Annotated in this window: 16 protein-coding genes; 9 read left to right on the top strand and 7 right to left on the bottom strand. The window is 61.9% G+C overall.

The window, feature by feature from the left end:
- Positions 1-335: 335 nt before the first annotated feature.
- The gene (gene chaA / locus ACU4F7_RS12740) at positions 336-1,439 is read right to left on the bottom strand and encodes a sodium-potassium/proton antiporter ChaA (protein WP_029591491.1); all 1,104 of its coding nucleotides are present in this window, start codon (positions 1,437-1,439) and stop codon (positions 336-338) included.
- Positions 1,440-1,711: 272 nt separating this feature from the next.
- Between chaA and chaB the strand changes: the two genes are divergently transcribed.
- Both chaB and ACU4F7_RS12730 read left to right on the top strand, forming a co-directional pair.
- Positions 1,712-1,942, top strand: a complete 231-nt coding sequence (gene chaB / locus ACU4F7_RS12735) for a putative cation transport regulator ChaB (protein ID WP_024558598.1) — start codon at positions 1,712-1,714, stop codon at positions 1,940-1,942.
- 229 nt (positions 1,943-2,171) lie between these two features.
- Positions 2,172-2,867, top strand: coding sequence for a gamma-glutamylcyclotransferase (locus ACU4F7_RS12730; protein WP_029591492.1), 696 nt, complete (start codon positions 2,172-2,174; stop codon positions 2,865-2,867).
- Positions 2,868-2,896: 29 nt separating this feature from the next.
- Here ACU4F7_RS12730 and ACU4F7_RS12725 read toward each other — a convergent pair whose 3' ends face one another.
- From ACU4F7_RS12725 to ACU4F7_RS12715, 3 genes are all read right to left on the bottom strand, one after another.
- Positions 2,897-3,139 carry a DUF1883 domain-containing protein gene (locus ACU4F7_RS12725; RefSeq protein ID WP_024558600.1) on the bottom strand — a complete coding sequence of 81 codons (243 nt, stop codon included), beginning with the start codon at positions 3,137-3,139 and terminating at the stop codon, positions 2,897-2,899.
- 221 nt (positions 3,140-3,360) lie between these two features.
- Positions 3,361-5,148 carry a methyl-accepting chemotaxis protein gene (locus ACU4F7_RS12720; protein ID WP_481637057.1) on the bottom strand — a complete coding sequence of 596 codons (1,788 nt, stop codon included), beginning with the start codon at positions 5,146-5,148 and terminating at the stop codon, positions 3,361-3,363.
- 106 nt (positions 5,149-5,254) lie between these two features.
- Complete coding sequence (locus tag ACU4F7_RS12715) at positions 5,255-5,608, bottom strand: DsrE/DsrF/TusD sulfur relay family protein (protein ID WP_029591494.1); 354 nt, start codon at positions 5,606-5,608, stop codon at positions 5,255-5,257.
- A 75-nt stretch (positions 5,609-5,683) separates the two neighbouring features.
- Between ACU4F7_RS12715 and ACU4F7_RS12710 the strand changes: the two genes are divergently transcribed.
- The 6 genes from ACU4F7_RS12710 to ACU4F7_RS12685 all read left to right on the top strand — a co-directional run bounded on the left by ACU4F7_RS12710 (position 5,684) and on the right by ACU4F7_RS12685 (position 18,165).
- Positions 5,684-6,898 carry a nitrate- and nitrite sensing domain-containing protein gene (locus ACU4F7_RS12710; RefSeq protein ID WP_481637056.1) on the top strand — a complete coding sequence of 405 codons (1,215 nt, stop codon included), beginning with the start codon at positions 5,684-5,686 and terminating at the stop codon, positions 6,896-6,898.
- 1,612 nt (positions 6,899-8,510) lie between these two features.
- A complete protein-coding gene (locus tag ACU4F7_RS12705) occupies positions 8,511-9,767 on the top strand; it encodes a CmpA/NrtA family ABC transporter substrate-binding protein (protein WP_029591496.1) in 1,257 nt (418 codons plus the stop codon).
- A 5-nt stretch (positions 9,768-9,772) separates the two neighbouring features.
- A complete protein-coding gene (gene ntrB, locus ACU4F7_RS12700) occupies positions 9,773-10,657 on the top strand; it encodes a nitrate ABC transporter permease (protein WP_029591497.1) in 885 nt (294 codons plus the stop codon).
- Positions 10,658-10,666: 9 nt separating this feature from the next.
- Positions 10,667-11,455, top strand: coding sequence for an ABC transporter ATP-binding protein (locus ACU4F7_RS12695; RefSeq protein WP_481637055.1), 789 nt, complete (start codon positions 10,667-10,669; stop codon positions 11,453-11,455).
- A gap of 9 nt (positions 11,456-11,464) precedes the next feature.
- On the top strand, positions 11,465-15,529 hold the full coding sequence (gene nirB / locus ACU4F7_RS12690) for a nitrite reductase large subunit NirB (protein WP_481637054.1): 4,065 nt from the start codon (positions 11,465-11,467) through the stop codon (positions 15,527-15,529).
- Positions 15,526-18,165 carry a nitrate reductase gene (locus ACU4F7_RS12685; RefSeq protein ID WP_481637053.1) on the top strand — a complete coding sequence of 880 codons (2,640 nt, stop codon included), beginning with the start codon at positions 15,526-15,528 and terminating at the stop codon, positions 18,163-18,165. Before nirB ends, ACU4F7_RS12685 begins: the two co-directional genes overlap by 4 nt.
- Here the strand turns inward: ACU4F7_RS12685 and ACU4F7_RS12680 are convergent.
- Positions 18,103-18,654: a YbhB/YbcL family Raf kinase inhibitor-like protein gene (locus tag ACU4F7_RS12680; RefSeq protein WP_024556070.1), complete on the bottom strand. Its 552-nt coding sequence runs from the start codon at positions 18,652-18,654 to the stop codon at positions 18,103-18,105. The genes ACU4F7_RS12685 and ACU4F7_RS12680 overlap by 63 nt on opposite strands.
- A gap of 241 nt (positions 18,655-18,895) precedes the next feature.
- Here ACU4F7_RS12680 and ACU4F7_RS12675 point away from each other — a divergent pair, with 241 nt between their 5' ends.
- Positions 18,896-20,275, top strand: coding sequence for a YchO/YchP family invasin (locus ACU4F7_RS12675; RefSeq protein ID WP_481638729.1), 1,380 nt, complete (start codon positions 18,896-18,898; stop codon positions 20,273-20,275).
- On the opposite strand, the gene narL is transcribed toward ACU4F7_RS12675, so the two are convergent.
- Both narL and narX read right to left on the bottom strand, forming a co-directional pair.
- Positions 20,272-20,922: a two-component system response regulator NarL gene (gene narL, locus ACU4F7_RS12670; RefSeq protein ID WP_024559770.1), complete on the bottom strand. Its 651-nt coding sequence runs from the start codon at positions 20,920-20,922 to the stop codon at positions 20,272-20,274. The genes ACU4F7_RS12675 and narL overlap by 4 nt on opposite strands.
- Entirely contained in the window at positions 20,915-22,708 is a 1,794-nt protein-coding gene (gene narX, locus ACU4F7_RS12665; protein WP_481637052.1) for a nitrate/nitrite two-component system sensor histidine kinase NarX, read from the bottom strand. The genes narL and narX overlap by 8 nt, the downstream gene beginning before the upstream one ends.
- Positions 22,709-22,725 lie beyond the last annotated feature (17 nt).

The following is a 22,725-nucleotide window of genomic DNA, read 5'->3' as shown; positions in this document are numbered from 1 at the left end:
ATGAAAAACACGTTGCCGTTAATATAAATTAATTTTCTGGCGGTTAATATTTATAAAGTGCTGCAAAATATAATTTATTTAATATATTCATGTCGTTAATAATTTTTAGACTATTGAGAGCGTAAGGGAATTAATTAAAGGCATTAAAGCTTGCGGCAATAATTTCTTTCAGCGAGTTGGTAAAGTAATTCAACGAATAAAATTTGCTGGAATAAAGGCAGGGATAGCCGTAGCAGAAAAGTGGCGGGCAGCGGTTTAGCGGGTGGGCTGCGAAGCAAAGCGCGTTTTTAAGCGTTGCGGCGCCTCGCCCTCTTTCGGGGGAGGCGCCGCAACGGTCAGGCAAAAATCGTCATTAAATAGGCGGCGAAAAGCGCCAGATGCGCCGCGCCGTTAAGCACGTTCGTACGCCCTGTGGAGAAAGAGATCTGGCAGAGCACCAGCGAGGCCAGCATAACCACCATCTCCGGCGCGCCCAGACCAAACACCAGGTCGTTGCCGGTCAGGATCGCTATCAGCGTGACCGTGGGAACCGTTAATGAGATTGTCGCCAGCACGGAACCGAAGAAAAGGTTCATGGCGCGCTGCACCTGGTTATTGAGCACCGCTTTCAAGGCGCCCAGGCCTTCTGGCGAGAGGATCAGCAGCGCCACCAGAAAGCCGGTGAAGGAGACCGGGGCGTTCAGGTGCGTCAGCAAGGCTTCCAGCGGACTTGCGTTCATTTTGGTCACGGCGATAACCGCAATCAGATGAACGATCAGCCAGATGGCGTGCCACAGGCTGCTGTGCGCCGAAGGTTTGCCGTGGTGCGGGTCGTCATCGTCGCCTTCATCTTCATGCTCATAGACAAACAGGCTCTGGTGCGTTTTGGTTTGAATCAGCAAGAAAACCCCGTACATGGCAGCGGAAATGAGCGCCACCAGCAGCGACTGGGCGGTGGTAAAGTTGCCGCCCGGCAGCGCCATCGGGAAGACCAGCACAATCACCGCCAGCGGAAAGAGCGCTATCAGGTACTGCTTAATGCCGAACAGGTTCACATATTGCGTGGCGAACTTGCGCCCGCCCAGCAGCAAGGCGAAACCCACCAGCCCGCCGGTGACAATCATGATGATGGAGTAAAGCGTATCGCGCATCAGCGTTGGCGCGGCGTCGCCGGTCGCCATCAGGGCGGAAATCAGGCTGACTTCGAGGATAACGACCGAGAGGCTCAGGATAAGCGAACCATAAGGCTCGCCCAGGCGGTGCGCCAGCACATCGGCGTGTCGCACCACGCTAAACGCGCTGTAGAGAATGGCTATCAGGGAAAGGAGGTTAATACCCACTACCGCTGGCAGCGACTGGCTCCCGCCCCACAGGGCCAGCACCGCCAGCGCCAGCACCGGGAAAATGAGCGAGGTCTCCTTGTGACGGGTTTTCACCGCCTCATGCGTTGTTTTGGTCATTAATTTTCTCCAGAGTGGCGATTCTTTATCATTATAGTGAGCGAACAAGCTGCGCATAAAATAGCAAACACGCGCTTTTATCGCGGGATATTTACGAATTTTTACGGCTTAAGATTATTTTTACGCTGAAAGCGTCATAATTAACGGCTTTGTTTAGATTACGTTTATCCGCCAGCGGGTTGAGCCCGACCACAGACCACAATTCACCCCGGCTGGCGAAGGCGCGCATCCTGTTCCACACTTACTTTTCATCATGAAAAAGGAGACAGCCGATGCCATACGATTCCCGCAGCGATTTACCCGACAACGTGAAAAACGTGCTGCCTGCCCACGCGCAGGATATCTATAAAGAGGCCTTTAACAGCGCCTGGGACCAATATAAAGATAAAGATGACCGACGCGGCGACGATACCCGGGAAGAGACGGCGCATAAGGTGGCCTGGGCCGCGGTGAAAAATGAGTATGAAAAAGGCGATGATGACAAATGGCATAAGAAAAAATAAGGGTACTTTAATGCCTTGATTACCCGATACCTTTACAGCCCGATCGCTTATTCTGGCAGAAAAAGATGACGGTTATGTGTTTTTGTGATGGCCGTCACCCTTGCCAGCGCCACGCTAATTGCATATCGTCAGCACTGTTGCTTTCTAAATAAACAGCAAAAATGCCCGGAAAGCGCTTAAAAATGGCAAGGAAGAGAGCAGTAGCAGTAAGCAGTGGCGGAGGTAGAACGTGTTAACTCGTGATTTCTTAATGAAAGCGGACTGTAAAACGGCGTTTGGCGCAATTGAGGAATCCTTACTCTGGTCGCCGGAGCAGCGCGCCGCGTCGCTGGCGGCTACGCTTGCCTGTCGGCCGGACGACGGCCCGGTATGGATTTTCGGCTACGGCTCGCTGATGTGGAACCCGGCGCTGGAGTTTGAAGAGTGCGCGCCCGGCACGCTGGTGGGCTGGCACCGCGCTTTCTGCCTGCGTTTAACCGCCGGACGCGGCACCGCCTGCCAGCCAGGACGCATGCTGGCGCTTAAAGAGGGCGGCCGCACGACCGGCGTCGCTTATCGTCTTCCCGAGTCGCAGCTTGAAGCGGAGCTGACGCTGCTGTGGAAGCGGGAAATGATTACCGGCTGCTATCTGCCAAGCTGGTGCAAACTTGAGCTTGATGACGGCCGCACCATCAATGCGCTGGTCTTTATTATGGATCCGCGCCATCCCCTCTATGAACCCGACACCCGCGCAAGGGTTATCGCTCCGCTTATCGCCGCCGCCAGCGGGCCGCTTGGCACCAACGCACAGTATCTCTTTTCGCTTGAACAGGAGTTGGAAAAGCTGGGGATGCGGGACGATTGTCTGGATGAACTGGTAAGCGAAGTGCGCGCCTGGCAACAGCGCGGTGAACAGGGCGGGGAGCTCCAGCCCGGGTTTGCATAAAGCCCTCCGCTTGCGCGGAGGGTAAACGGTCAGGCTGGTACGTAGCTGATGGAATGCTCCAGCGACTGGCTGCGGCTATCAATCAGGACATTCCATAAACCGCTGTAGGGCACCGTCAGATACGCGCTGCTGCGATCCTCCACGCTCAGAATATCCGCCGCCTCTTCAGCGCGCGCTTTCGCGCTCATTAAGTGGATATGACATTTATCCGAACAGCGCACCACCACGGTGTCGCCGCCAAAAAGTTTCAACGTTGTTTTAACCAAAGCCATTTTTTACCCCTGCTATCAATGTGAAAATGCCTGCTTTCATCTCGTCAGGCGATAAAAGCAGTGAACTCGTTCACAAAACCCTTGTTGCATAACACCAAAGGGGAGGGCGGTTAATGCTGACTTTGATCAAAAAAAACGATAACCCATAAACTTTTGTGACATTTCTCCTGAAACCATTCAGCGAGCGCATTTTTATTGCCTGAAAACGCGCCCGCGCAGGGTTAAATGCGGAAATGGCCCGCCGTTTCCGCCAGCTCGCCCGCCTGGCTTTGCAGCGCGCCTGCGGCAGCGGCGGATTGCACAACCAGCTCGGCGTTCTGCTGCACCATGCGATCGAGATGCACGACGGCGTGGTTAATCTCCTGAATCCCTTTCATCTGCTCGCTGGTGGCGATGGTGATTTCCCGCATGATGCCGGAAACATTGCCGATGCTGCTGACAATATCCTGCATCGACTCGCCCGCTTCACGCACATAGCGCGAGCCTGTCGCCACGCTGCTGGTGGTGGAGTCGATAAGCGACTTAATCTCTTTCGCCGCCTGCGCGCTACGGCTGGCGAGGCTGCGCACTTCGCCCGCCACCACGGCGAAGCCGCGGCCCTGTTCGCCGGCACGTGCCGCTTCTACGGCGGCGTTCAGCGCCAGAATATTGGTCTGAAACGCGATGCCGTCGATAACGCTGGTAATATCGCCAATCTTCGACGAGGCGGTTTCGATAATCTGCATCGTGTCGATAGCGCGGGACACCACTTCGCCGCCGCGGCTCGCCACTTCAGAGGCGGTCTGCGCCTGGCCGCTCGCCTGGGCGGCGGCTTCGGTAGACTGTGCGACGGAGGCAGTAATTTGCTCCACGGCGCTGGCGGTTTCGCGCAGGCTGGAGGCGGCCTGTTCGGTGCGCCCGGAGAGATCCTGGTTGCCCGCCGCAATCTCATTGGCCGCGACTTTCACCGAGGCGCTGGCGTCGCGCAGTTGACCCATCACCACCGAAAGCTTGTCGCTGAAGGCGTTAAACGCATGGGCAATTTGCGCCACTTCGTCACTGCCGTTTTCAGGCAGGCGTTGAGAAAGATCGTTCGTGCCGTTGCTGATGGCGTGCATGGCGTCGCGAATGGTCAGCAGACGTTGAAGCAGTCTGGCGACCAGCAAATGCACCAGCGCGCCAGCCACCAGCACCAGAATGATAAGCGAGAGGGCGGATGCTTTAAGTTGCGCCTTCATACCTGACGTAGCATCGCCTTCATCCAGCGCCACCACCAGATACCACTGCGTGCCCGCCACCCGCGCAGCCAGCAGCTGTTTCGCCGCGCCCGCCTGTTCGCCTCTCTCGCCTTCCTGCGCCTGAATAAGCTGGCCGAACTCAACGCCGGAAACCGCGTCGCTGAAGGGCTTGAGCGTCAGCGACGCGTCGCCTGCGGCAATTACCGAACCATCGACGTTAACCAGCATGCCGCTGCTGTGTTCGGTAGGCTGAATGCTGCGCACGTTGGCGACCACGCTCTCCATCGACAAGTCGCCCGCCACCACGGCGGCAAGCTCGCCGTTGCGCTTCACCGGCACGGCGAAAGTGACCACCAGCTTACCGGTGCCGGCGTCGACGTAGGGCGCGGTGACGACCGGGGCGTCGGCCTTCAGCACCTGCTGATACCAGGGGCGGATGGTCGGATCGTAATCGGCGGGCACGCCAGTGGGATCGGAGAATTTCGCGGTTTTACTGGGGTAGCCCACATAGACGTTGGTAAACCCGCCCGCGGCGGCAATCTGGCGAAACACCGGCACCGGGTCTTCGCTCACGGCGACGGCATCCAGCGACTGGATAACCGTCATTTTGTTTTTTACCCAGTCTGCAATCGCAAGCGTATGGCTTTTGCTGGTGCTGCGCAGCGTTTCGAGGCGGGTCTGTTGATTATCGTGTTGTGAAACCAGGTAGTTAATCACCGTATTAAGCAAAAGCGCGACAACGAGACAGCCGGCGGTGGCGGCGATTATCCGTGTGCGAATAGAAGTAAACATAGTAAGTACCCTGCTGTGTTGTTATTAAAGGGCTATCGGCAACCCCAGCAGGGACTTGATGCGCAAAGTCGCAGTATAAGAAAACAGTATTACCCAGGCGTGATTATTAGAAAGTCAACACCTTGTCCGCCGCCAGCGTCCACTGCGCCAGCTCCACCAGCGTGCCGATGGCCACGCCGTCCGCGAGCGGCAGGTCGGTCATGCCTCGGCCGTCGGTGCAGGTCTTACAGAGTTTTACCGGCACGCCCTGGGCTGTGAGGATCTCAAGCATTTGCTGAATGTTATACCCCTCGGCCGGGCGCTGGCCGCGCAGCCCGGCGGTGACCGCGTCGGACATCAAGAACAGCTTCAGCGTCACGCTTTCGTCTTGCTCGCACAGCGCGATGGCGAGCCGCAGGCTGTTGAACAACGACTCGCTGCCGTAAGCAGCGCCGCTTGCGATAATCACGATATTTTGCATGTTGGCTCCTTTGCCCTGAAGGCACAGTTATTGCTTTAAAGGAAATAAGGTAAAACTTGTTACAGGAGATGCAGGATGCGCAATGTGGCCGATCATCCGACAGATGCGCTGGGCTGGTTTCGCTTCGCCCGTCAGCGGCGACGACGCCAGCTCGAAGCGGGGCTGCACGTAGGGGAATGGGCCAGCCAGATAAGCCATCTGGTGCATATGCTACAGCGCGAGCGGGGCGCCTCCAACATCTGGCTCTGTTCCGGCGGCCAGCTTTTTATTCGCGAAGTGCCGTTTTGCATCGCGCAGTCGGATGAACAGATAGCCGCGCTGCGCCAGCGGCTGGCGTTGCCCGACCCGATTATCAACGCCGCCATTGCCGGGCGTCTGGCCTGCGCGCTCTGGTTTCTCGACGCGCTGCCTGCGCTGCGCAGCCGTATTCAGGCGCGCAGTATTGAGCCGGAAGCGGCGATGGCGCAGTTCAGCCAGAGCATTGGCCATTTGTTGAGCATTGTGCCGGAGGCGAACGACACGCTGGATGACGCAAGCCTCGCCCGGGCGCTGACGGCGCTCTACAGTTTTATGCAGGGCAAAGAACTGGCGGGGCAGGAGCGGGCGATTGGCGCGATGGGCTTTACCCGCGGGCATTTTAGCGATCCGCTGCGCCAGATGCTGGTGGACCGCATCGATGGACAGCAGCGCTGCTTCGGCACGTTCATCGCCCTTGCCGCGCCGGAACTTGCCGCAGAGTTTCGGGAGCAGGGAGAGGCGACGCGAGAAATGGAGCAACTGCGTCGCCTTGCCTGTACCCGTCTGCCCCCGGACGAAGAGACCGCCGGGCTGGCGGTGCGCTGGTTCGCCCTGCAAACCCACCGTCTCGACAAACTGCGGGAAACCGAAGAGAAGTTAATCGACGTCTTGCAGCAGGCGGCGCAAGCGCAACTTCATCAAGAAAGTGAGAGTAATGAGCCGGACGAAGCGGCTTTCTCCCGCTGGGTGCAGGCGCATGCCTGCCAGGAGGAACCCGCCGCGCTGGACCGCCATCTGCTGCCGCTGGTTCGCCAGCAGGCCAGACAGCTTGAAACCCTGACGCGCCAGCTCGCCTCGCTGCAGGAGACGCTGGAAGAGCGTAAGGTTATCGATAAGGCCAAAAGCCTGTTGATTCGCCATCAGCAACTCAGCGAGGAGCAGGCGTGGCAGCAGCTGCGCAAGCTGGCGATGGACCAGAATAAACGCATGGTGGAGATTGCCCGCGCGATGCTCTCCGTGGCCGATTTATGGCCGATAACCCCAAAGGAGTAGCTGCACAGCGAGAGGGCATTTTGTGCATGGTGATGGTGCGAGGAAGGGGGCTCAGGCGCTGAGCCTTACTCTCTCAGGAGATATGCGCGGGCGGTGAAGGGTTACGTTGCCGAAGTGTTGTTTTCATTTGTCTCCTCCCCTCACGCGAGCGTGTTAAGGGGCTCAAAGCCAGCCCCCTGGCAACCCCGGCTCCTGGCTCGCAAAATCGACCCCTTCGGGGCAAACCTTCCGGTCTGTCATCTGGCTTCGGGTCGGCAGGACGGCAGTTACTCGGTCCATCCATGGGCCTCGCCCCTTCGGGGCCAACGCTTTGCGTTGTTCAAAAACGCTCCCGTCGTTTTTGTCCGTGTGCCGACCCGCCTCTGGCCGTTCCCGACGGCCAGCCCCGGCCATCTGCCCGCCCGGAAGGCGATTTTGAGGCCGCATAAAAATCATCGCTGACAGGTTGATTAAAACAGTCGTGATGGCGTCGCTCTAGGGCAGGATACGTTTTGGTGATTCAGGGGGGAGCAAGCGCCGCGCTGCCCGTCGGGTTTCGGGGGGAGAGGTGCAGGCGGCTCATACGCTGAGCCTTACTCTCATGATGTATGCGCGGGCGGTGAAGGGTTACGTTCGCCAAAATGTTGTTTTCATATGTCATTTCCCCTCACGCGAACGTGTTAAGGGGGCTCGCCGCCGCCCCCTTAACAATCCCGGCTCCCGGCACGCAAAATCGACCCCTTCGGGGCAGACCTTCCGGCCTGTCATCTGGCTTCGGGTCGGTCCTGACGGTGCATCCCTGCACCGACATGACCTCACGCCGGTTCCCTCCGGCGTGCCCCGGCCATCTGCCCGCCCGGAAGGCGATTTTGAGGCCGGATAAACGCCATCGCTGACAGCGTAATGAAAATAGTCCTGTTAGCGTCGCTGTAAAGACGGAACAGTCTTCGTGGTTCGCAGGGTAAGCAAGCGCAGCGCCACTCTCCGGTTTTCTCCCTCGCCCCTCGGGGGCAAGGGCCGGGGTGAAGGGAAATGACGGCGCAGCCGTATCACGTGAACAGCCAAGTGGCACTTTACTGACCTGCTTTGAACATGCCCTGTACAGCCGTTAAAGCGAAGCATCTCCTGTAACCAAAATAAAAATCCCGCAGCGGAGGGTTTGAATCCGGCCTCAAAATCGCCTCAGCTTTTTCACGGTGGCCGGGGCGCACCGGTTGGACCCGGTGCGAGGGCATGTCGGCACAGGGACGTGCCGTCATGCCCGACCCGAAGCCAGCGGGGAAAAGATGAGGTTTCCCGCTTCAGCGGGCGATTTTGCGTGCCGGGAGCCGGGATTGTTAAGGGGGCGGCGGCGAGCCCCCTTAACACGTTCGCGTGGAGGAAGGGTGCATATGAAAACAACGCTCTGGCGAACGTAACCTTCGCCGCCCGCATACACTCAACTTCGGCGAACGTACCCCGCCTGCCTCCCCCTCGCCCCATAAACCTGGCACACCCTTTGCTTATTATCTCCTGACTGACATTTCCCGGCAGCCTGCCAACGGCGGCAGGCTAACCGGAAAGGATAAAGGCGTCCTGCAATGTGTTCGCACATTGCCGGGCGCTTTTTTTTGCACTTCTTCCAGGAGCCGACATGAGCGATTCGTCTTACACCTTCTCCCGCCGCCGCTTTTTACAGGCTGGCGCAGCGCTGGGCGGCGCGATGCTGCTGCCGGGGCTGATGAACAGCGCCTGGGCCGCCGGGTCGGATGCGCCGGAACTCACGACCGTGAAAGTCGGGTTTATCCCGCTGACCGACTGCGCGCCGGTGGTGATGGCCGCCCTCAAAGGGTTCGACAAAAAACATGGCATCACCCTCGTGCCGAGCAAAGAGGCGAGCTGGGCGGCGGTGCGCGATAAGCTCGTCTCCGGCGAGCTTGATGCCGCCCATGTGCTCTACGGCCTGCTTTATGGGCTTGAGCTTGGCATTGCTGGCAAAAAGCAGGCGATGGCTAACCTGATGACCCTTAACCGCAACGGCCAGGCGATCACGCTCTCCACCGATCTGCAGGAAAAAGGCATTACCGACGCCGAAGGGCTGAAAACGCTCATCGCCAGCGCCGAGCCTGGCGCTTACACCTTCGCCCATACCTTTCCCACCGGCACGCACGCCATGTGGCTCTACTACTGGCTGGCGTCGGCGGGCATCCATCCTTTTAACGATGTGCGCACCGTCGTGGTGCCGCCGCCCCAGATGGTGATGAACATGCGCATCGGCAATATGGTCGGCTTCTGCGTCGGCGAGCCGTGGAACGCCCGGGCCATTAACGATCGCATCGGCTTTACCGCTGCCACGTCGCAGTCGATCTTCCCCGATCACCCGGAAAAAGTGCTCGGCACGCGACGCTTATGGGTGGAGCAAAACCCCAACACCGCCCGGGCATTAACGGCGGCGGTGCTGGAGGCGGCGCGCTGGATTGACGCCTCTGACGATAACCGGCGCGAGACCGCCCGCGTGCTGGCGAAGCGCGCTTACCTCAATACCAAAGAGCAATACCTCACGCCGCGCATGCTGGGCGAGTACGACAACGGCATCGGCAAACGCTGGCGCGACGCTCACGGCATGCGCTTCTTCGCCGATGGCGATGTGAACTACCCGTGGATCTCGGACGGCATGTGGTTTCTCACCCAGTTCCGGCGCTGGGGACTGCTGAAAACCGACCCGGATTACCGCGCTGTCGCGCAAGGCATCAACCGCACCGACATCTACGCGCAGGCCGCCGCCGCCGCGGGCAACGTGGCGCTGCCCGCTTCACCGCTACGCGCAAGCCAGCTGATGGACGGCTCCCGCTGGGATGGCGCTAACCCGGCTGCTTATGCCGCCAGCTTCTCTCTCAATCGTCAGGGGTAAACAAGATGAAACAGGCACAACAGAGTGACATTACGCCGCAGCCGCAACCCGTCCGCGCGGAAGTGATAACCATGCCGAAACCGGCGGTGCGCAAGCGTCGCGCACCGTGGCAAACCCACGTGAACGCCTTGCTTCAGCGCGTTATTCCGGCGCTGCTGGGAATGGGGCTGCTGCTGCTGGCCTGGCAGATAGCCGCCCTGAACAGCAAAGGCTTTCCCACGCCGCTCAGCACGCTCGACTCGGCGCTGACGCTCTTCGCCGACCCCTTTTATAACGAAGGGCCGAACGACCAGGGCATCGGCTGGAACGTGCTCGCCTCGCTGATGCGCGTGGCGGTGGGCTTTGGGCTGGCGGCGCTGGTCGGCATTCCGCTCGGCTTTTTGATAGGCCGCTTCACCTTTTTCTCGCGCATGTTCACGCCGCTTATCGCGCTGCTGCGCCCGGTCAGCCCGCTCGCCTGGCTGCCAATCGGCCTGCTGCTGTTTCAAAAAGCGGAGCCCGCCTCCAGCTGGACGATTTTTATCTGCTCTATCTGGCCGATGGTGATTAACACCGCCGATGGGGTGAAGCGCATCCCCGAGGATTACCTGAACGTCGCCCGCGTGCTGCAACTCTCCGAATGGACAGTGATGCGCCGCATTCTCTTCCCGGCGGTGCTGCCCGCCGTGCTCACCGGCGTGCGGCTGTCCATCGGCATCGCCTGGCTGGTGATTGTGGCCGCCGAAATGCTGACCGGCGGCCTCGGCATCGGCTTCTGGATCTGGAACGAGTGGAACAACCTCAACGTGGAAAACATTCTCATCGCCATCGTCATCATCGGCGTGGTCGGGTTGCTGCTGGAGCAGGGGCTGATGCTTATCGCCCGCCGCTTTAGCTGGCAGGAAAAATAAGGAGCGCATATGAAACCGATTATTCAGGTCCAGAACGTCAGCCAGCGTTTCTCCACCGCCAGCGGCGAATTTCTGGCGTTGCAGAACGTCAGCTTCGATATCCGCGAAGGGGAAACCGTCAGCCTTATCGGCCACTCCGGCTGCGGCAAATCAACGCTGCTCAATCTTATCGCCGGGATCGCCTTGCCGAGCGAGGGCGGGCTGCTGTGCGACAACCGCGAAATCGCAGGCCCAGGGCCGGAGCGCGCCGTGGTCTTCCAGAACCATTCGCTGCTCCCCTGGCTTACCTGCTTTGACAACGTGGCGCTGGCGGTCGACCAGGTCTTTAAAAAAAGCATGAGCAAAAGCGAGCGCCAGGAGTGGATCGTCCACAACCTTGAGCGGGTGCAGATGGGACATGCCCTGAACAAGCGTCCCGGCGAGATCTCCGGCGGCATGAAGCAGCGCGTCGGCATCGCTCGTGCGCTGGCGATGAAGCCGAAGGTGCTGCTGATGGATGAACCCTTCGGCGCGCTGGATGCGCTCACCCGCGCCCATCTTCAGGACGCCGTCATGCACATCCAGCATGAGTTGAACACCACCATCGTGCTGATTACCCACGATGTGGACGAAGCGGTGCTGCTCTCCGACCGCGTGCTGATGATGACCAACGGCCCGGCGGCCACGGTGGGCGAAGTGCTGGAAGTCGATCTGCCGCGCCCGCGCAACCGCGTACAGCTGGCCGAAGAGAGCCGCTATCACCACCTGCGCCAGCAGATCCTGCATTTCCTCTACGAAAAACAGCCGAAGGCGGCGTAAGGAGGCGACATGGCGCAGCGACTGGCGATTATCGGCAACGGCATGGCGGCGGTGCGGCTGGTGGAGCAGCTTACCGACCGCGCGCCCGGGCGCTTTGCCATCACCCTGATTGGCGAAGAGCCGACGCTTGCCTACAACCGCATCCTGCTCTCGCCGGTGCTGAGCGGCGAAAAGCCTGCCCGCGCCACGCAGCTGCACGACGCGGCCTGGTATGCCGCGCGCGGCGTTGAGCTGCTGACGGGCGAAAAGGTGGAAGCGGTGGACGTGGCTTCGCGCTGGCTGCGCACCACGGCGCGGATGCTCAGCTGGGACGAACTGGTTTTCGCCACCGGCTCCACGCCGTTCATTCCGCCTGTTGCAGGCCATCAGCTGCCGCACGTGCGCGGTTTTCGCACGCTGGCGGACGTGGAGGCGATACTTGCCGCCCCCGGCCCGGCGGTGGTGCTCGGCGGCGGGCTGCTCGGGGTGGAGGCCGCCGCCGCGCTTAACCGTCAGGGCGCTGACGTCACGCTGGTGCACCGCCATCCGTGGCTGATGGAGCAGCAGCTCGACGAGCAGGCCGGGGCGATGCTGGCGGAGCATTTGCGCGAGCGCGGCATCGACTGCCGCCTTGCGAACGGCATTGCGAGTATCGACGCGCAGCACGTCACGCTTAATGACGGCGAGCGGTTGCCCGCCAGCCGGGTAGTGATGGCGACCGGGGTCCGCCCGAACATCGCCCTTGCGCAAGGCGCCGGGCTGCATTGTCAGCGCGCCATTGTGGTGGACGGCCAGCTTCGCGCTTCGCATCCGGGCGTGAGCGCGCTCGGCGAATGCTGTGAACACAACGGCGAGCTGTGGGGGCTGGTGGCGCCCTGTCTGCAACAGGCGGATGTGCTCGCGGCACGGCTCGCGGGCGAGCCCGCAGCCGATTTCCGCTACCAGCAGAGCGGCACGCGCCTGAAGGTGACGGGCATCGAACTCTTCAGCCTCGGCGACATCGTCCCAACGCCTGAAAGCCGCACGCTGACCGCCTTCGACCCGCTTTCCCGTCACTATCGCCGCCTGTTTATCCGCAACGGCAGGCTGACGGGCGCGCTGCTGCTTGGCGATACCTCCGGCGCCGCGCAGCTTGCCGCCCAACTGCAACAGCCGGTGGATGAACACGCCGGGCTTCTTTTTAACCACGATTCGCAGCCGCAGGCTGCTGGAAGCGATGCAATGACAAAATCAACTCTGGTGGTCATCGGCCACGGCATGGTAGGGCACCACTTTCTTGAGCAATGCGTGAACGCGAAGCTGCATGAGCGCTACCGTATCGTCGTTTTTGGCGAAGAGCGGCACCCGGCGTATGACCGGGTGCACCTGTCGGAATACTTCAACGGCCGCAGCGCGCAGTCGCTCTCCATGGTGCAGGCGCATTTTTTCGAAACGCACGGCATTGAACTGCGCAGCGGGTGCAAGATCAGCCGGATAGACCGCAGCCGACAGGTGGTCATCGACAGCGAAGGCCACGAAACCCGCTGGGACAAACTGATGCTGGCGACCGGCTCCTTTCCTTTTGTGCCTCCCGTGCCGGGCAACAACCTGCCGGGCTGCTTTGTCTACCGCACGCTGGATGACCTTGACGCCATTCGCGCCCATGCGCAAAACGCCACGCGCGGCGTGGTGATAGGCGGCGGCCTGCTTGGGCTTGAGGCGGCGAACGCCTTAACGCAACTGGGGCTGCAAACGCATGTGGTGGAATTCGCCCCCGGCCTGATGGCGGTACAGCTGGATGCGCCCGGTGCGGCGATGCTGCGCGGGAAAATCGAGGCGCTTGGCGTTAGCGTGCATACCAGCAAAGCGACAACGGAAATCGCCGCTGCGGGGAGCGGCCTGCGCATGCAGTTCGCCGATGGCGAAAGCCTGGAGACCGATCTGATTGTCTTTTCTGCCGGCATTCGTCCGCAGGATGCGCTGGCGAAAGCCGCAGGGCTTGCGACAGGCGAGCGCGGGGGCATTGTGATTAATGACCAGTGCCAGACCAGCGATGAGAATATTTTCGCCATCGGCGAATGTGCGCTCTGGCAGAGCAAAATTTTTGGTCTGGTGGCGCCGGGCTACCAGATGGCGCGCGTGGCGGCGGCGCAGCTGTCGGGCGAGGCGGCGGCGTTTCAGGGCGCCGACATGAGCACAAAACTCAAGCTGCTGGGGGTGGAGGTGGCGTCATTCGGCGACGCGCACGGCGCAACGCCGGGCTGCCAGAGCTACCAGTGGACCAACGGCCCGCAGCAGATTTATAAAAAAATCGTCGTTTCGCCAGACAACAAAACGCTGCTCGGCGGCGTGCTGGTGGGCGACAGCAGCGAATACGCCACGCTGTTGCAGATGATGCTTAACGGCATAGCGCTGCCCGCCCAGCCGGAGACGCTGATCCTGCCCGCAAGCCAGGGCGCGCCCGCGAAGGGACTCGGCGTGGCGGCGCTGCCGGAAAGCGCGCAGATCTGCTCGTGCCACAACGTCAGTAAGGCGGATATCTGCGCGGCGGTGGCGAACGGCGCCGTTGAGATGGGGGCGGTCAAAAGCTGCACCAAAGCGGCCACCGGCTGCGGCGGCTGCAGCGCGCTGGTGAAGCAGGTGATGGAATACCAGCTTGAGCAGCAGGGCGTGGCGGTGAAAAAAGATATCTGCGAACACTTCCCGTACTCGCGCCAGGAGATTTATCACCTGGTTCGCGTTAACCACATCCGCACTTTTGAACAGCTTATCAGCCGCTACGGCCAGGGGCATGGCTGCGAAATCTGCAAGCCGCTGGTGGGTTCCGTGCTCGCCTCCTGCTGGAATGAATACCTGCTCAAGCCCGCGCACCTGCCGCTGCAGGACACCAACGACCGCTACTTCGCCAATATCCAGAAAGACGGCACCTATTCCATTGTGCCGCGGATGGCGGCAGGCGAGGTGACGCCGGACGGGCTCATCGCCATCGGCCAGATAGCCAAACGCTATAACCTCTATAGCAAGATAACCGGCGGTCAGCGTATCGATCTTTTTGGCGCTCGTCTGGAAGAATTGCCCGCCATCTGGGCGGAACTGGTGGCGGCAGGTTTTGAAACCGGGCACGCCTACGGGAAATCGCTGCGCACGGTGAAATCCTGCGTTGGCTCCACCTGGTGTCGCTACGGCGTGCAGGACTCCACCGGGCTCGCGGTGGAACTGGAGAACCGCTACAAGGGGCTGCGCGCGCCGCACAAAATTAAGATGGCGGTTTCCGGCTGCACCCGCGAGTGCGCCGAAGCGCAGGGCAAAGATGTGGGCGTCATCGCCACTGAGAAGGGCTGGAACCTTTACCTGTGCGGCAACGGCGGCATGAAACCGCGCCACGCGGATCTCTTCGCAAGCGATATCGACCACGACACGCTTATCCGCACCATCGACCGCTTCTTGATGTTTTACATCCGCACCGCCGACCGCCTGCAGCGCACCAGCGTCTGGATGGATAACCTGGAGGGCGGGGTAGCGTACCTGCGCGAGGTCATTCTCGAGGATTCGCTCGGCATCGGCGAGGAGCTTGAGCGCGAAATGGCGCAGGTTGTCGACAGCTACCAGTGCGAGTGGCAAACCACGCTGGCAAGCCCCGACCGGCTGGCGCTGTTCCGCTCTTTCGTTAACAGCGACAAGCCTGACGAAGCGGTGCAGCGCCGCACGCTGCGCGGCCAGCCGCAGCCAGTTGAGACGGTTGAGCCGGTAAGCCTGAAGGCGAGCGAGCGTCCGTGGCAGGCCGTCTGCGACGTGACCGATATTCCGCCGCAGGCGGGGATCGGCGCGCGCCTTGGCGAGAGGCAGATCGCGCTGTTTCGCATCGGCGAGCAGGTTTACGCGCTGGATAACCTTGAGCCTGGCAGCGAGGCGAATGTGCTTTCGCGCGGCCTTCTCGGCGATGCGGCGGGGGAGCCCATCGTCATCAGCCCGCTCTATAAACAGCGCATCCGCCTGCGCGACGGCCGCGGCGTGGAGAATGACGCCGTCTGCGTGCGCGCCTGGCCGGTAAAAGTGGAAGCGGGCAAAGTGCTGGTCGGCAGCCAGGCGCTGATCGCGCGCGCGGAGGCGTCATGAACGCGGCGCGCACCACCTGCCCGTACTGCGGCGTGGGCTGCGGCGTGGTTGCGCAGCGCGACGAGCGCGGCGTGGTGACGGTGCGGGGCGATGAGCGACACCCGGCGAACTTTGGACGGCTGTGCGTAAAAGGCGCGGCGCTTGGCGAAACCACCGGCCTTGCCGGGCGGCTGCTTTACCCCGAAGTGGGGGGCGAGCGGGTAAGCTGGGCGCGCGCGCTGGATGAAGCGGGCGGGCGCCTGCGCGCCATTATCGACCAGCACGGCCCGCAGTCCGTCGCCTTTTACGCTTCCGGCCAGCTGCTGACGGAAGATTATTACGCCGCCAACAAGCTGATGAAAGGGTTTATCGGCGCGGCGAATATCGATACCAACTCCCGGCTTTGCATGTCCTCCGCCGTGGTGGGCTACAAACGCGCGTTTGGCGCGGACGCGATGCCGTGCAGCTATGAGGATGTGGAACAAACGGACCTGATCATTCTGGTCGGCGCGAACGCCGCCTGGGCGCATCCGGTGCTTTACCAGCGCATCGCGGCGGCGAAGCAGGCGCGCCCGGAGATGAAAATCGTGGTGATCGACCCGCGGCGCACCGCCACCTGCGATATCGCCGACACCCATCTGGCGATAAAACCGGGCAGCGACGCCGGGCTGTTTGTCGGCCTGCTGGCGCTGATGGACGAGCAGGCGTGTGATTTCGACGGCGCAAGCGACGCCTTTGCCGTTGCGCGAGAGTGGCCTCTTGAGCGGGTGGCGGATTTTTGCGGCGTAACGCCGGACGAGGTCGCGCGCTTTTATGATGACTTCCTCTCTGCGCCGCGCGTCATGACGCTCTATACCATGGGCATTAACCAGTCTTCCAGCGGCAGCGACAAGTGCAACGCCATCATTAACCTGCATCTGGCGAGCGGAAAAATCGGCCGCCCCGGCTGCGGCCCCTTTTCGCTGACCGGACAGCCAAACGCCATGGGCGGTCGCGAGGTGGGCGGGCTTGCTAACCAGCTTGCCTGCCACATGAACTTCGAACCAGCAGATATCGCCCGGCTCGGCCGCTTCTGGGGAAGCGAGCGCATTGCCCACACGCCAGGGCTGATGGCGGTGGAGCTGTTTGACGCCATCGGGCGCGGCGAGGTGAAAGCGGTGTGGGTGATGGGCACCAACCCGGCGGTTTCGCTGCCGGATAGCGACCGGGTGCGCGCGGCGCTCGCGGCCTGCCCGCTGGTCATTGTCTCTGAGGTGGCGGCGCAAACGGACACCGGCCGCTTTGCGCATATCCGCTTTCCGGCGCTGGCCTGGGGCGAGAAAAACGGCACCGTGACCAATTCCGAACGGCGTATTTCGCGCCAGCGGCCCTTTCTGGACGCGCCCGGCGACGCGCGGGCCGACTGGTGGATAGTGGCGCAGGTGGCGCAGCGGCTCGGCTTTAGCGAGGCGTTTGGCTGGGCGCATCCGCATGAGGTTTTTTGCGAGCATGCGGCGCTCTCCGGTTTTGAAAACGACGGCGCGCGGGCGTTTGATATCAGCGCGCTTGCCGGGTTGTCGCGCGCAGAGTACGACGCGCTTGAACCCGTGCAGTGGCCGATAAACGCCGCCAACCCGCAGGGCGCGGCGCGGCTGCTGACGCAGCGGCGCGGCTGGCGAAAAGAAGGGAAACTGCAGATGGTCGCCGTTACGCCGCAACTGCCGCAGGCGCAGGTAAACGCGCAGTACCCTTTGCTGCTAAATACCGGGCGCATTCGCGACCAGTGGCATACCATGACGCGCACCGGCGAGGTGCCGCGTTTGATGCAGCATATGCCGCTGCCGCAGCTGGATGTGCATCCGGACGATGCCGCGCGCTACGGGCTTTTCCCGCAGGCGCTGGCGCGGGTTAGCTCGCCTCTGGGCTGGATGGTGACCACCGTCAACGTCACGGCTGCGCAGAGGCCGGGCGCGCTTTTCGCGCCGATGCACTGGAACGACCGCTTCGCCCGGCAGGGGCGGGTCAACGCGCTGGTGGCGCCGGTGGTTGACCCGCACTCCGGACAGCCGGAAAGCAAGCAGACCGCGGTGCGCGTGGAGGGGTGGCGCGCCGCGTGGCAGGGCGAAATCTTCAGCCGCGAGGCGGTCGCGCTGTCGCAGGAGACTATCTGGTGGCGACAGCCGGCGGGGCCGTTTCACCATTTTCTTTTTGCCACTGACGGCCCGGCGCAGACATGGGTTGCGCAGCTTTGCCGCGCTCAGGACTGGCAACTCCAGTACGCGCAGGGAGAGGGGTTCTATCATTTGCTGGCGTGGCGCGAAGGCGAGCTGCAACTGGCCTTTTTCGGCGCAAACAGCGCGCCAAACGTTCAGCGCGAGGCGGTGCTGGCCGCCTTCACGCAGCCGCCGACCACGGCGCTGGAGCGTCACGCGCTGCTTGGCGGCAAAGCGCCCGGCGAGCAGGAGGCGGCGGGGCGGACAATCTGTAGCTGCTTTGGCGTGGGGGAAAATCGCATTCGGGCCGCTATTCTTGAGGGCTGCGCCAGCGCCGCAGCGCTGGGCGAAAAGCTGCGCTGCGGCACCAACTGCGGCTCCTGCGTGCCGGAACTCAAAGCGTTACTGGCCGAAGCGGCCCACGAGACCCGTGGCGGCGAGCGCGTGCCCTTTAAGCTTTTGTAACAGTTCTTCACGGGTCAGCCCCGCCGGAAGGTTCGGCTCAAGGTCCGTGGCGATAAGGGTGAAATTATAGTGGTGCGCGCCGCTGCCGGTCGGTGGGCAGGGGCCGTACCAGGCGTGAGTGCCGGGGGTGGTTTTGCCGCCGGTAAACCCTTTTGCGTCGCGCAGATCGTTGGCCGCGAAGCCGGTTGCGGTGGGGGGAATGTTGTAAGCCACCAGATGCGTAACGCCAAGCCCTTTGGCGCCTTCCGGATCGAATACAATCAGCGCATAGCTTTTCGTGCCTTGCGGCTCGTTGCTCCAGACCAGCGGCGGCGACTGGTTCTCGCCCGTGCAGTTGGGGTTATCGTTGGCGTTGCCGGCGTATTTTTTCTCCATCATGGCGTTATCGGCAATCGCCGGGGACTGCAACATAAAAATGCCTTCCGCCTGAACGGCGGTCGCAAACAGCGCGGCGGCGCAGGTAAACGCAGAAAACAGCGGCCTTTTCATCATCGGTTTCTCGCGCGGGGTGGGTGAGTTAAGCGTAGCGCAGAGGGGTAAAAGCGCCTGAGGATAATCCTGAAATCGCGTGGCGGCGACCCGCTTTCTGGTGCAAACGGGTGAGGGCGCTTAGCGTGAGGGAGGGGTATGTTATACTGAGCCGATGTTTTGTTGTCCCGGTCAACCGGTCTGAGAGCTGTCGCCGCCTGTCGTTATGCTGTTGTTACGTAAACCTGCTGTCTCATCGTTAATGCTGCTTGCGCTCCTCTCCGGGGGCGGGGCTGCTGGTGCCCCGGCGACCTTTATGCAAAAGGCGCAAAATCCCTTCGATAATGATAACGATAACCTGCCCGACCTCGGCATGGCCCCCGAAAGCGACGCCACGGCGCGCCACATCGCGACCGTCGCCAAAGCCTTTGGCGAGGCGAGCCAGACGGAAAGCGACCTGGCGCCCGGTCAGCAGGCGCGGCAGTTTGCCTTTACGCATTTGCGCGACGCCTTAAGCAAAGAGGTGACCAGCGAGGCCGAATCGCTGCTTTCGCCGCTCGGCACCGCCAGTATCGACCTGCTGGTGGACGAACATGGCAATTTCAACGGCAGCAGCGGTTCGCTCTTTACCCCCTGGCAGGATAACAACCGCTACCTGACCTGGACGCAGCTTGGCGTCAGCGAGCGCAGCGACGGGTTAGTGGGCAATGCGGGCATCGGCCAGCGCTGGGTGACGGGCGACTGGCTGCTTGGCTACAACACCTTTTACGACAGCCTGCTGGAAGAAAACCTCCAGCGCGCGGGCTTCGGCGCGGAAGCCTGGGGCGAGTATCTGCGGCTTTCCGCCAACTACTATCAGCCGCTTAGCGGCTGGCGCACCGGCGATACCGAACTTCAGGAGCAGCGGCTGGCGAGAGGCTACGACGTCACGGCGCAGGCCTGGCTGCCCTTTTACCGGCACGTCAACACCAGCCTGAGCCTTGAGCAGTACTTTGGCGACAGGGTCGATCTCTTCGACAGCGGCACCGGCTACCATAACCCGATGGCCGTGAAGGTGGGGCTTAGCTACACGCCGGTGCCGCTGGTGACGCTGAGCGCGCAGCATAAGCAGGGGGAAAGCGGCGAGAGCCAGAATAACCTCGGCCTGCGGGTTAACTATCGCTTCGGCGTGCCGCTTGGCAAACAGCTTTCCGCAACGGAAGTGGAGAACGCCAGTTCGCTGCGCGGCAGTCGCTATGACCGCGTGGAGCGCAGTGGCGCGCCGGTAATGGAGTTTCGTCAGCGCAAAACCCTGTCGGTGTTTCTCGCCACGCCGCCCTGGGATCTGGCGCCGGGCGAGACGGTGGCGCTGAAGCTGCAGGTGCGCAGTGTGCACGGCATTCGCCAGCTCTCCTGGCAGGGGGACACCCAGGCGCTGAGCCTGACGCCGCCGCTTAACGGCCGCAGCGCCGACGGCTGGAGCATCATTATGCCCGCCTGGGATAGCGCGGCGGGGGCGAACAACAGCTGGCGGCTTTCTGTCACGGTGGAGGATGAACGCGGCCAGCGTGTGACCTCTAACTGGATAACCCTGCGCCTCACCGAGCCGGTGCAGACGCTGCCGCAGGACGACCCGCGCTATAACCTGTTGCCGGCGGATTAAAAGACGCGCTCCTGATGCACCCAGACCGCCGCCTCCACGCGAGATTTCAGCTTCATCTTTTTCAGCAAGTGCTTCACATGCACTTTGACGGTGCTTTCGGTGATATCAAGCTTGCGGGCGATCATTTTGTTCGGCAGCCCCTGGGCGATGAGCTTTAAGATGTCGCGCTCGCGCGGGGTAAGCTGCGACACATCGCGCTCGGAGGTGGCGCGACTGGCGCGAAGGCTCGCCGCCAGCACCGGCGTTAGCGCTTCGCTCAGCACCATTTCGCCCGCCGCTGCCTGCTGCAACGCCCGCAGCAGCTCTTCCGGCTCCATGTCTTTAAGCAGATAGCCGTCCGCGCCGCGCTTGAGCGCCGTCACCACGTCTTCTTCATGGTTAGAAACGCTAAAGACCACCACGCGGCCGGAAAGGGCCTTCTCGCGCAGCTTATCCAGGGTTTCCAGCCCGTTCATGCCCGGCATGTTCAGGTCGAGCAGGACCAGATCCGGATCTAGCGCCTCGGCCATTTCGATACCCTGTTCGCCATTGCCCGCCTCGCCGACAACCGTAATGCCAGGCGCCATGCTGATGAGCTGCTTCACGCCGGTGCGCAGCATAGGGTGGTCATCAATCAACAGGATAGTGGCCGGTTCCGGGTTACTCATGGGATTCTCCTTGTACAGATAAAAGGGGCGCATCGGGGATAAAGGTCACCACCACTTCGGTGCCGCCTGCTTCCCGCCGCCGGATCTGACAGTCACCGCGCAAACTCTGGGCGCGGTCACGCATAATAATCAGGCCGTAATGGTTGCTGCGCTCGGCGTTGTCCGGCAGACCGCAGCCGTTATCTTCCACCGCCAGCCGCACCTGCTTGCCCTGAAGCGTTACGCAAACGCGCAGGGCGCTGGCGTCGGCGTGCTTGAACGCGTTGTTGAGCGCTTCACGCGCTATCTGCACCAGATGTATCGCCTGGTGCGAAGGCACAAGGCGCGGCGGCAGCTGGTAATCAAGCGTAACCGGAAAGCCCAGCCGCGCGCCGAACTCCTGGCAGCTTGCCTCAAGCGCGGCTTTCAGCCCCGGCTCTGTAAGCTTAAGACGAAACGTGGTGAGCAGCTCGCGAAGCTGTCGCCACGAGGTGTTAAGTTCGTTACGGATCTGCCCGAGCAGGTCGCGGCTCGCCTGCGGCAGCGCGTCGCCCTGCATTTGCAGACAACTGACTTGCATCTTCATACAGGAGAGCGACTGGGCGATGGAATCATGCAGCTCGCGGGCGATGGCCGCGCGCTCTTCCAGCAAGATAAGCTGCTGCTTGCGTTCCTGCTGACGCTCAAGCGCGAGCGTGGCGGTGAGCTGCTCGGTAAGGGTGTCTATCATCTGCTGCTGATCGTGGCTTAAATGACAGCCCGGCGGCAGCTTCGCCAGCAGCAGGCCGTACTGGGTATGGCTGTCCGCCAGCCGCCATTTCAGCGTGGTCTGCGTCTCGCCCGCAGGCTCGCGGCGCGGGCAGAGCGCGCAGCCTTTTTCCGCGCAGCGTTCGTCCGGCTGCCAGAGAAACTCCTGATAGTGCTCTTCGTCGTCCACTTCATAAACCCGCAGCGCGAGGTCGTGCAACAGCGTCAGCTGCTGCAAATCGTTCAACACCGGCGCCAGCCTTTCGCACAGCGGCGCGCTGGAGTGCAGACGGCGGTTCGCCTGCCAGAGAAAGGCGAGGATCTGGTTCTTGTGCTCAAGGCCAGCGGTTTTCTCCTTCACCCGCGCTTCCAGCACCGCGTAGCTTTGCGCAAGCTCCGCCGACATGCTGTTAAGCGCCTGGCCGAGCGTCGCCATTTCGTCGCGCCCGGCTATCTGCACGCGCTGGTTGAAGTCGCGCTGTCCCGCCGCCTGCGCCATGGCCAGCAGCGCCCGCCAGGGGCGCAGCAGCCGCTTGCGCAGCCAGACCAGCGTAAAGATAAGCAAAAGCCCCGTCAGCAGCGCCATGGCGCGCTGGAGCCAGACCACGCGCTGAATGCGCAACTCCGTGGTGTGATCGAAGGCGGTGACCAGGCTGTCTATCTGGCTGACGAACTGCCCGACCGCGGCGTTCACCTCCTGTGGGGAAGAGGCGGCGCGCAAGGCGGGTGACAGAAAGCGCCGCCAGTATGTCTGAATCGCCCGTAACTGCGGCTGCTGACCGTCGCGGGCCGCGGCATGCTCAAGCTCCGGGCTCCAGGCGGTGCGCGCCATTTCGTTCAGCAGCGGCGCGTCGCGCGCATCCAGCGGCACGCTGGCGAGCAGACGATAGCTTTGCATGCGCAGGGAGCCTGCCTTATTGATGGCGTGCGCATTGCCCTGAATGCCCTGCGCCAGCCAGCCCGCGACGCCCATGCCCGTTACGCCAAGCCCGGCGAGCAGAAAGACAATCAAGGCCAGCTGGTTAACCAGCGTCAACGGGGAGAAGAGGCGTTTTAGCATGCGCGGCGCGTCCTGAA

This window comes from Franconibacter pulveris (genome assembly GCF_056780215.1).
The sequence above is the reverse complement of the archived record's forward strand: the minus strand, read 5'-3'. Positions and strand labels throughout refer to the sequence as shown.

Excerpts from the sequence above, each read along its gene's own strand:
- chaA (WP_029591491.1), bottom strand. The coding sequence starts at position 1,439 with ATGACCAAAACAACGCATGAGGCGGTGAAAACCCGTCACAAGGAGACC.
- chaB (WP_024558598.1), top strand. The coding sequence starts at position 1,712 with ATGCCATACGATTCCCGCAGCGATTTACCCGACAACGTGAAAAACGTG.
- ACU4F7_RS12725 (WP_024558600.1), bottom strand. The coding sequence starts at position 3,139 with ATGGCTTTGGTTAAAACAACGTTGAAACTTTTTGGCGGCGACACCGTG.
- ACU4F7_RS12720 (WP_481637057.1), bottom strand. The coding sequence starts at position 5,148 with ATGTTTACTTCTATTCGCACACGGATAATCGCCGCCACCGCCGGCTGT.
- ACU4F7_RS12715 (WP_029591494.1), bottom strand. The coding sequence starts at position 5,608 with ATGCAAAATATCGTGATTATCGCAAGCGGCGCTGCTTACGGCAGCGAG.
- ACU4F7_RS12710 (WP_481637056.1), top strand. The coding sequence starts at position 5,684 with ATGCGCAATGTGGCCGATCATCCGACAGATGCGCTGGGCTGGTTTCGC.
- ACU4F7_RS12705 (WP_029591496.1), top strand. The coding sequence starts at position 8,511 with ATGAGCGATTCGTCTTACACCTTCTCCCGCCGCCGCTTTTTACAGGCT.
- ntrB (WP_029591497.1), top strand. The coding sequence starts at position 9,773 with ATGAAACAGGCACAACAGAGTGACATTACGCCGCAGCCGCAACCCGTC.
- ACU4F7_RS12695 (WP_481637055.1), top strand. The coding sequence starts at position 10,667 with ATGAAACCGATTATTCAGGTCCAGAACGTCAGCCAGCGTTTCTCCACC.
- nirB (WP_481637054.1), top strand. The coding sequence starts at position 11,465 with ATGGCGCAGCGACTGGCGATTATCGGCAACGGCATGGCGGCGGTGCGG.
- ACU4F7_RS12685 (WP_481637053.1), top strand. The coding sequence starts at position 15,526 with ATGAACGCGGCGCGCACCACCTGCCCGTACTGCGGCGTGGGCTGCGGC.
- ACU4F7_RS12680 (WP_024556070.1), bottom strand. The coding sequence starts at position 18,654 with ATGAAAAGGCCGCTGTTTTCTGCGTTTACCTGCGCCGCCGCGCTGTTT.
- ACU4F7_RS12675 (WP_481638729.1), top strand. The coding sequence starts at position 18,896 with ATGCTGCTTGCGCTCCTCTCCGGGGGCGGGGCTGCTGGTGCCCCGGCG.
- narL (WP_024559770.1), bottom strand. The coding sequence starts at position 20,922 with ATGAGTAACCCGGAACCGGCCACTATCCTGTTGATTGATGACCACCCT.
- narX (WP_481637052.1), bottom strand. The coding sequence starts at position 22,708 with ATGCTAAAACGCCTCTTCTCCCCGTTGACGCTGGTTAACCAGCTGGCC.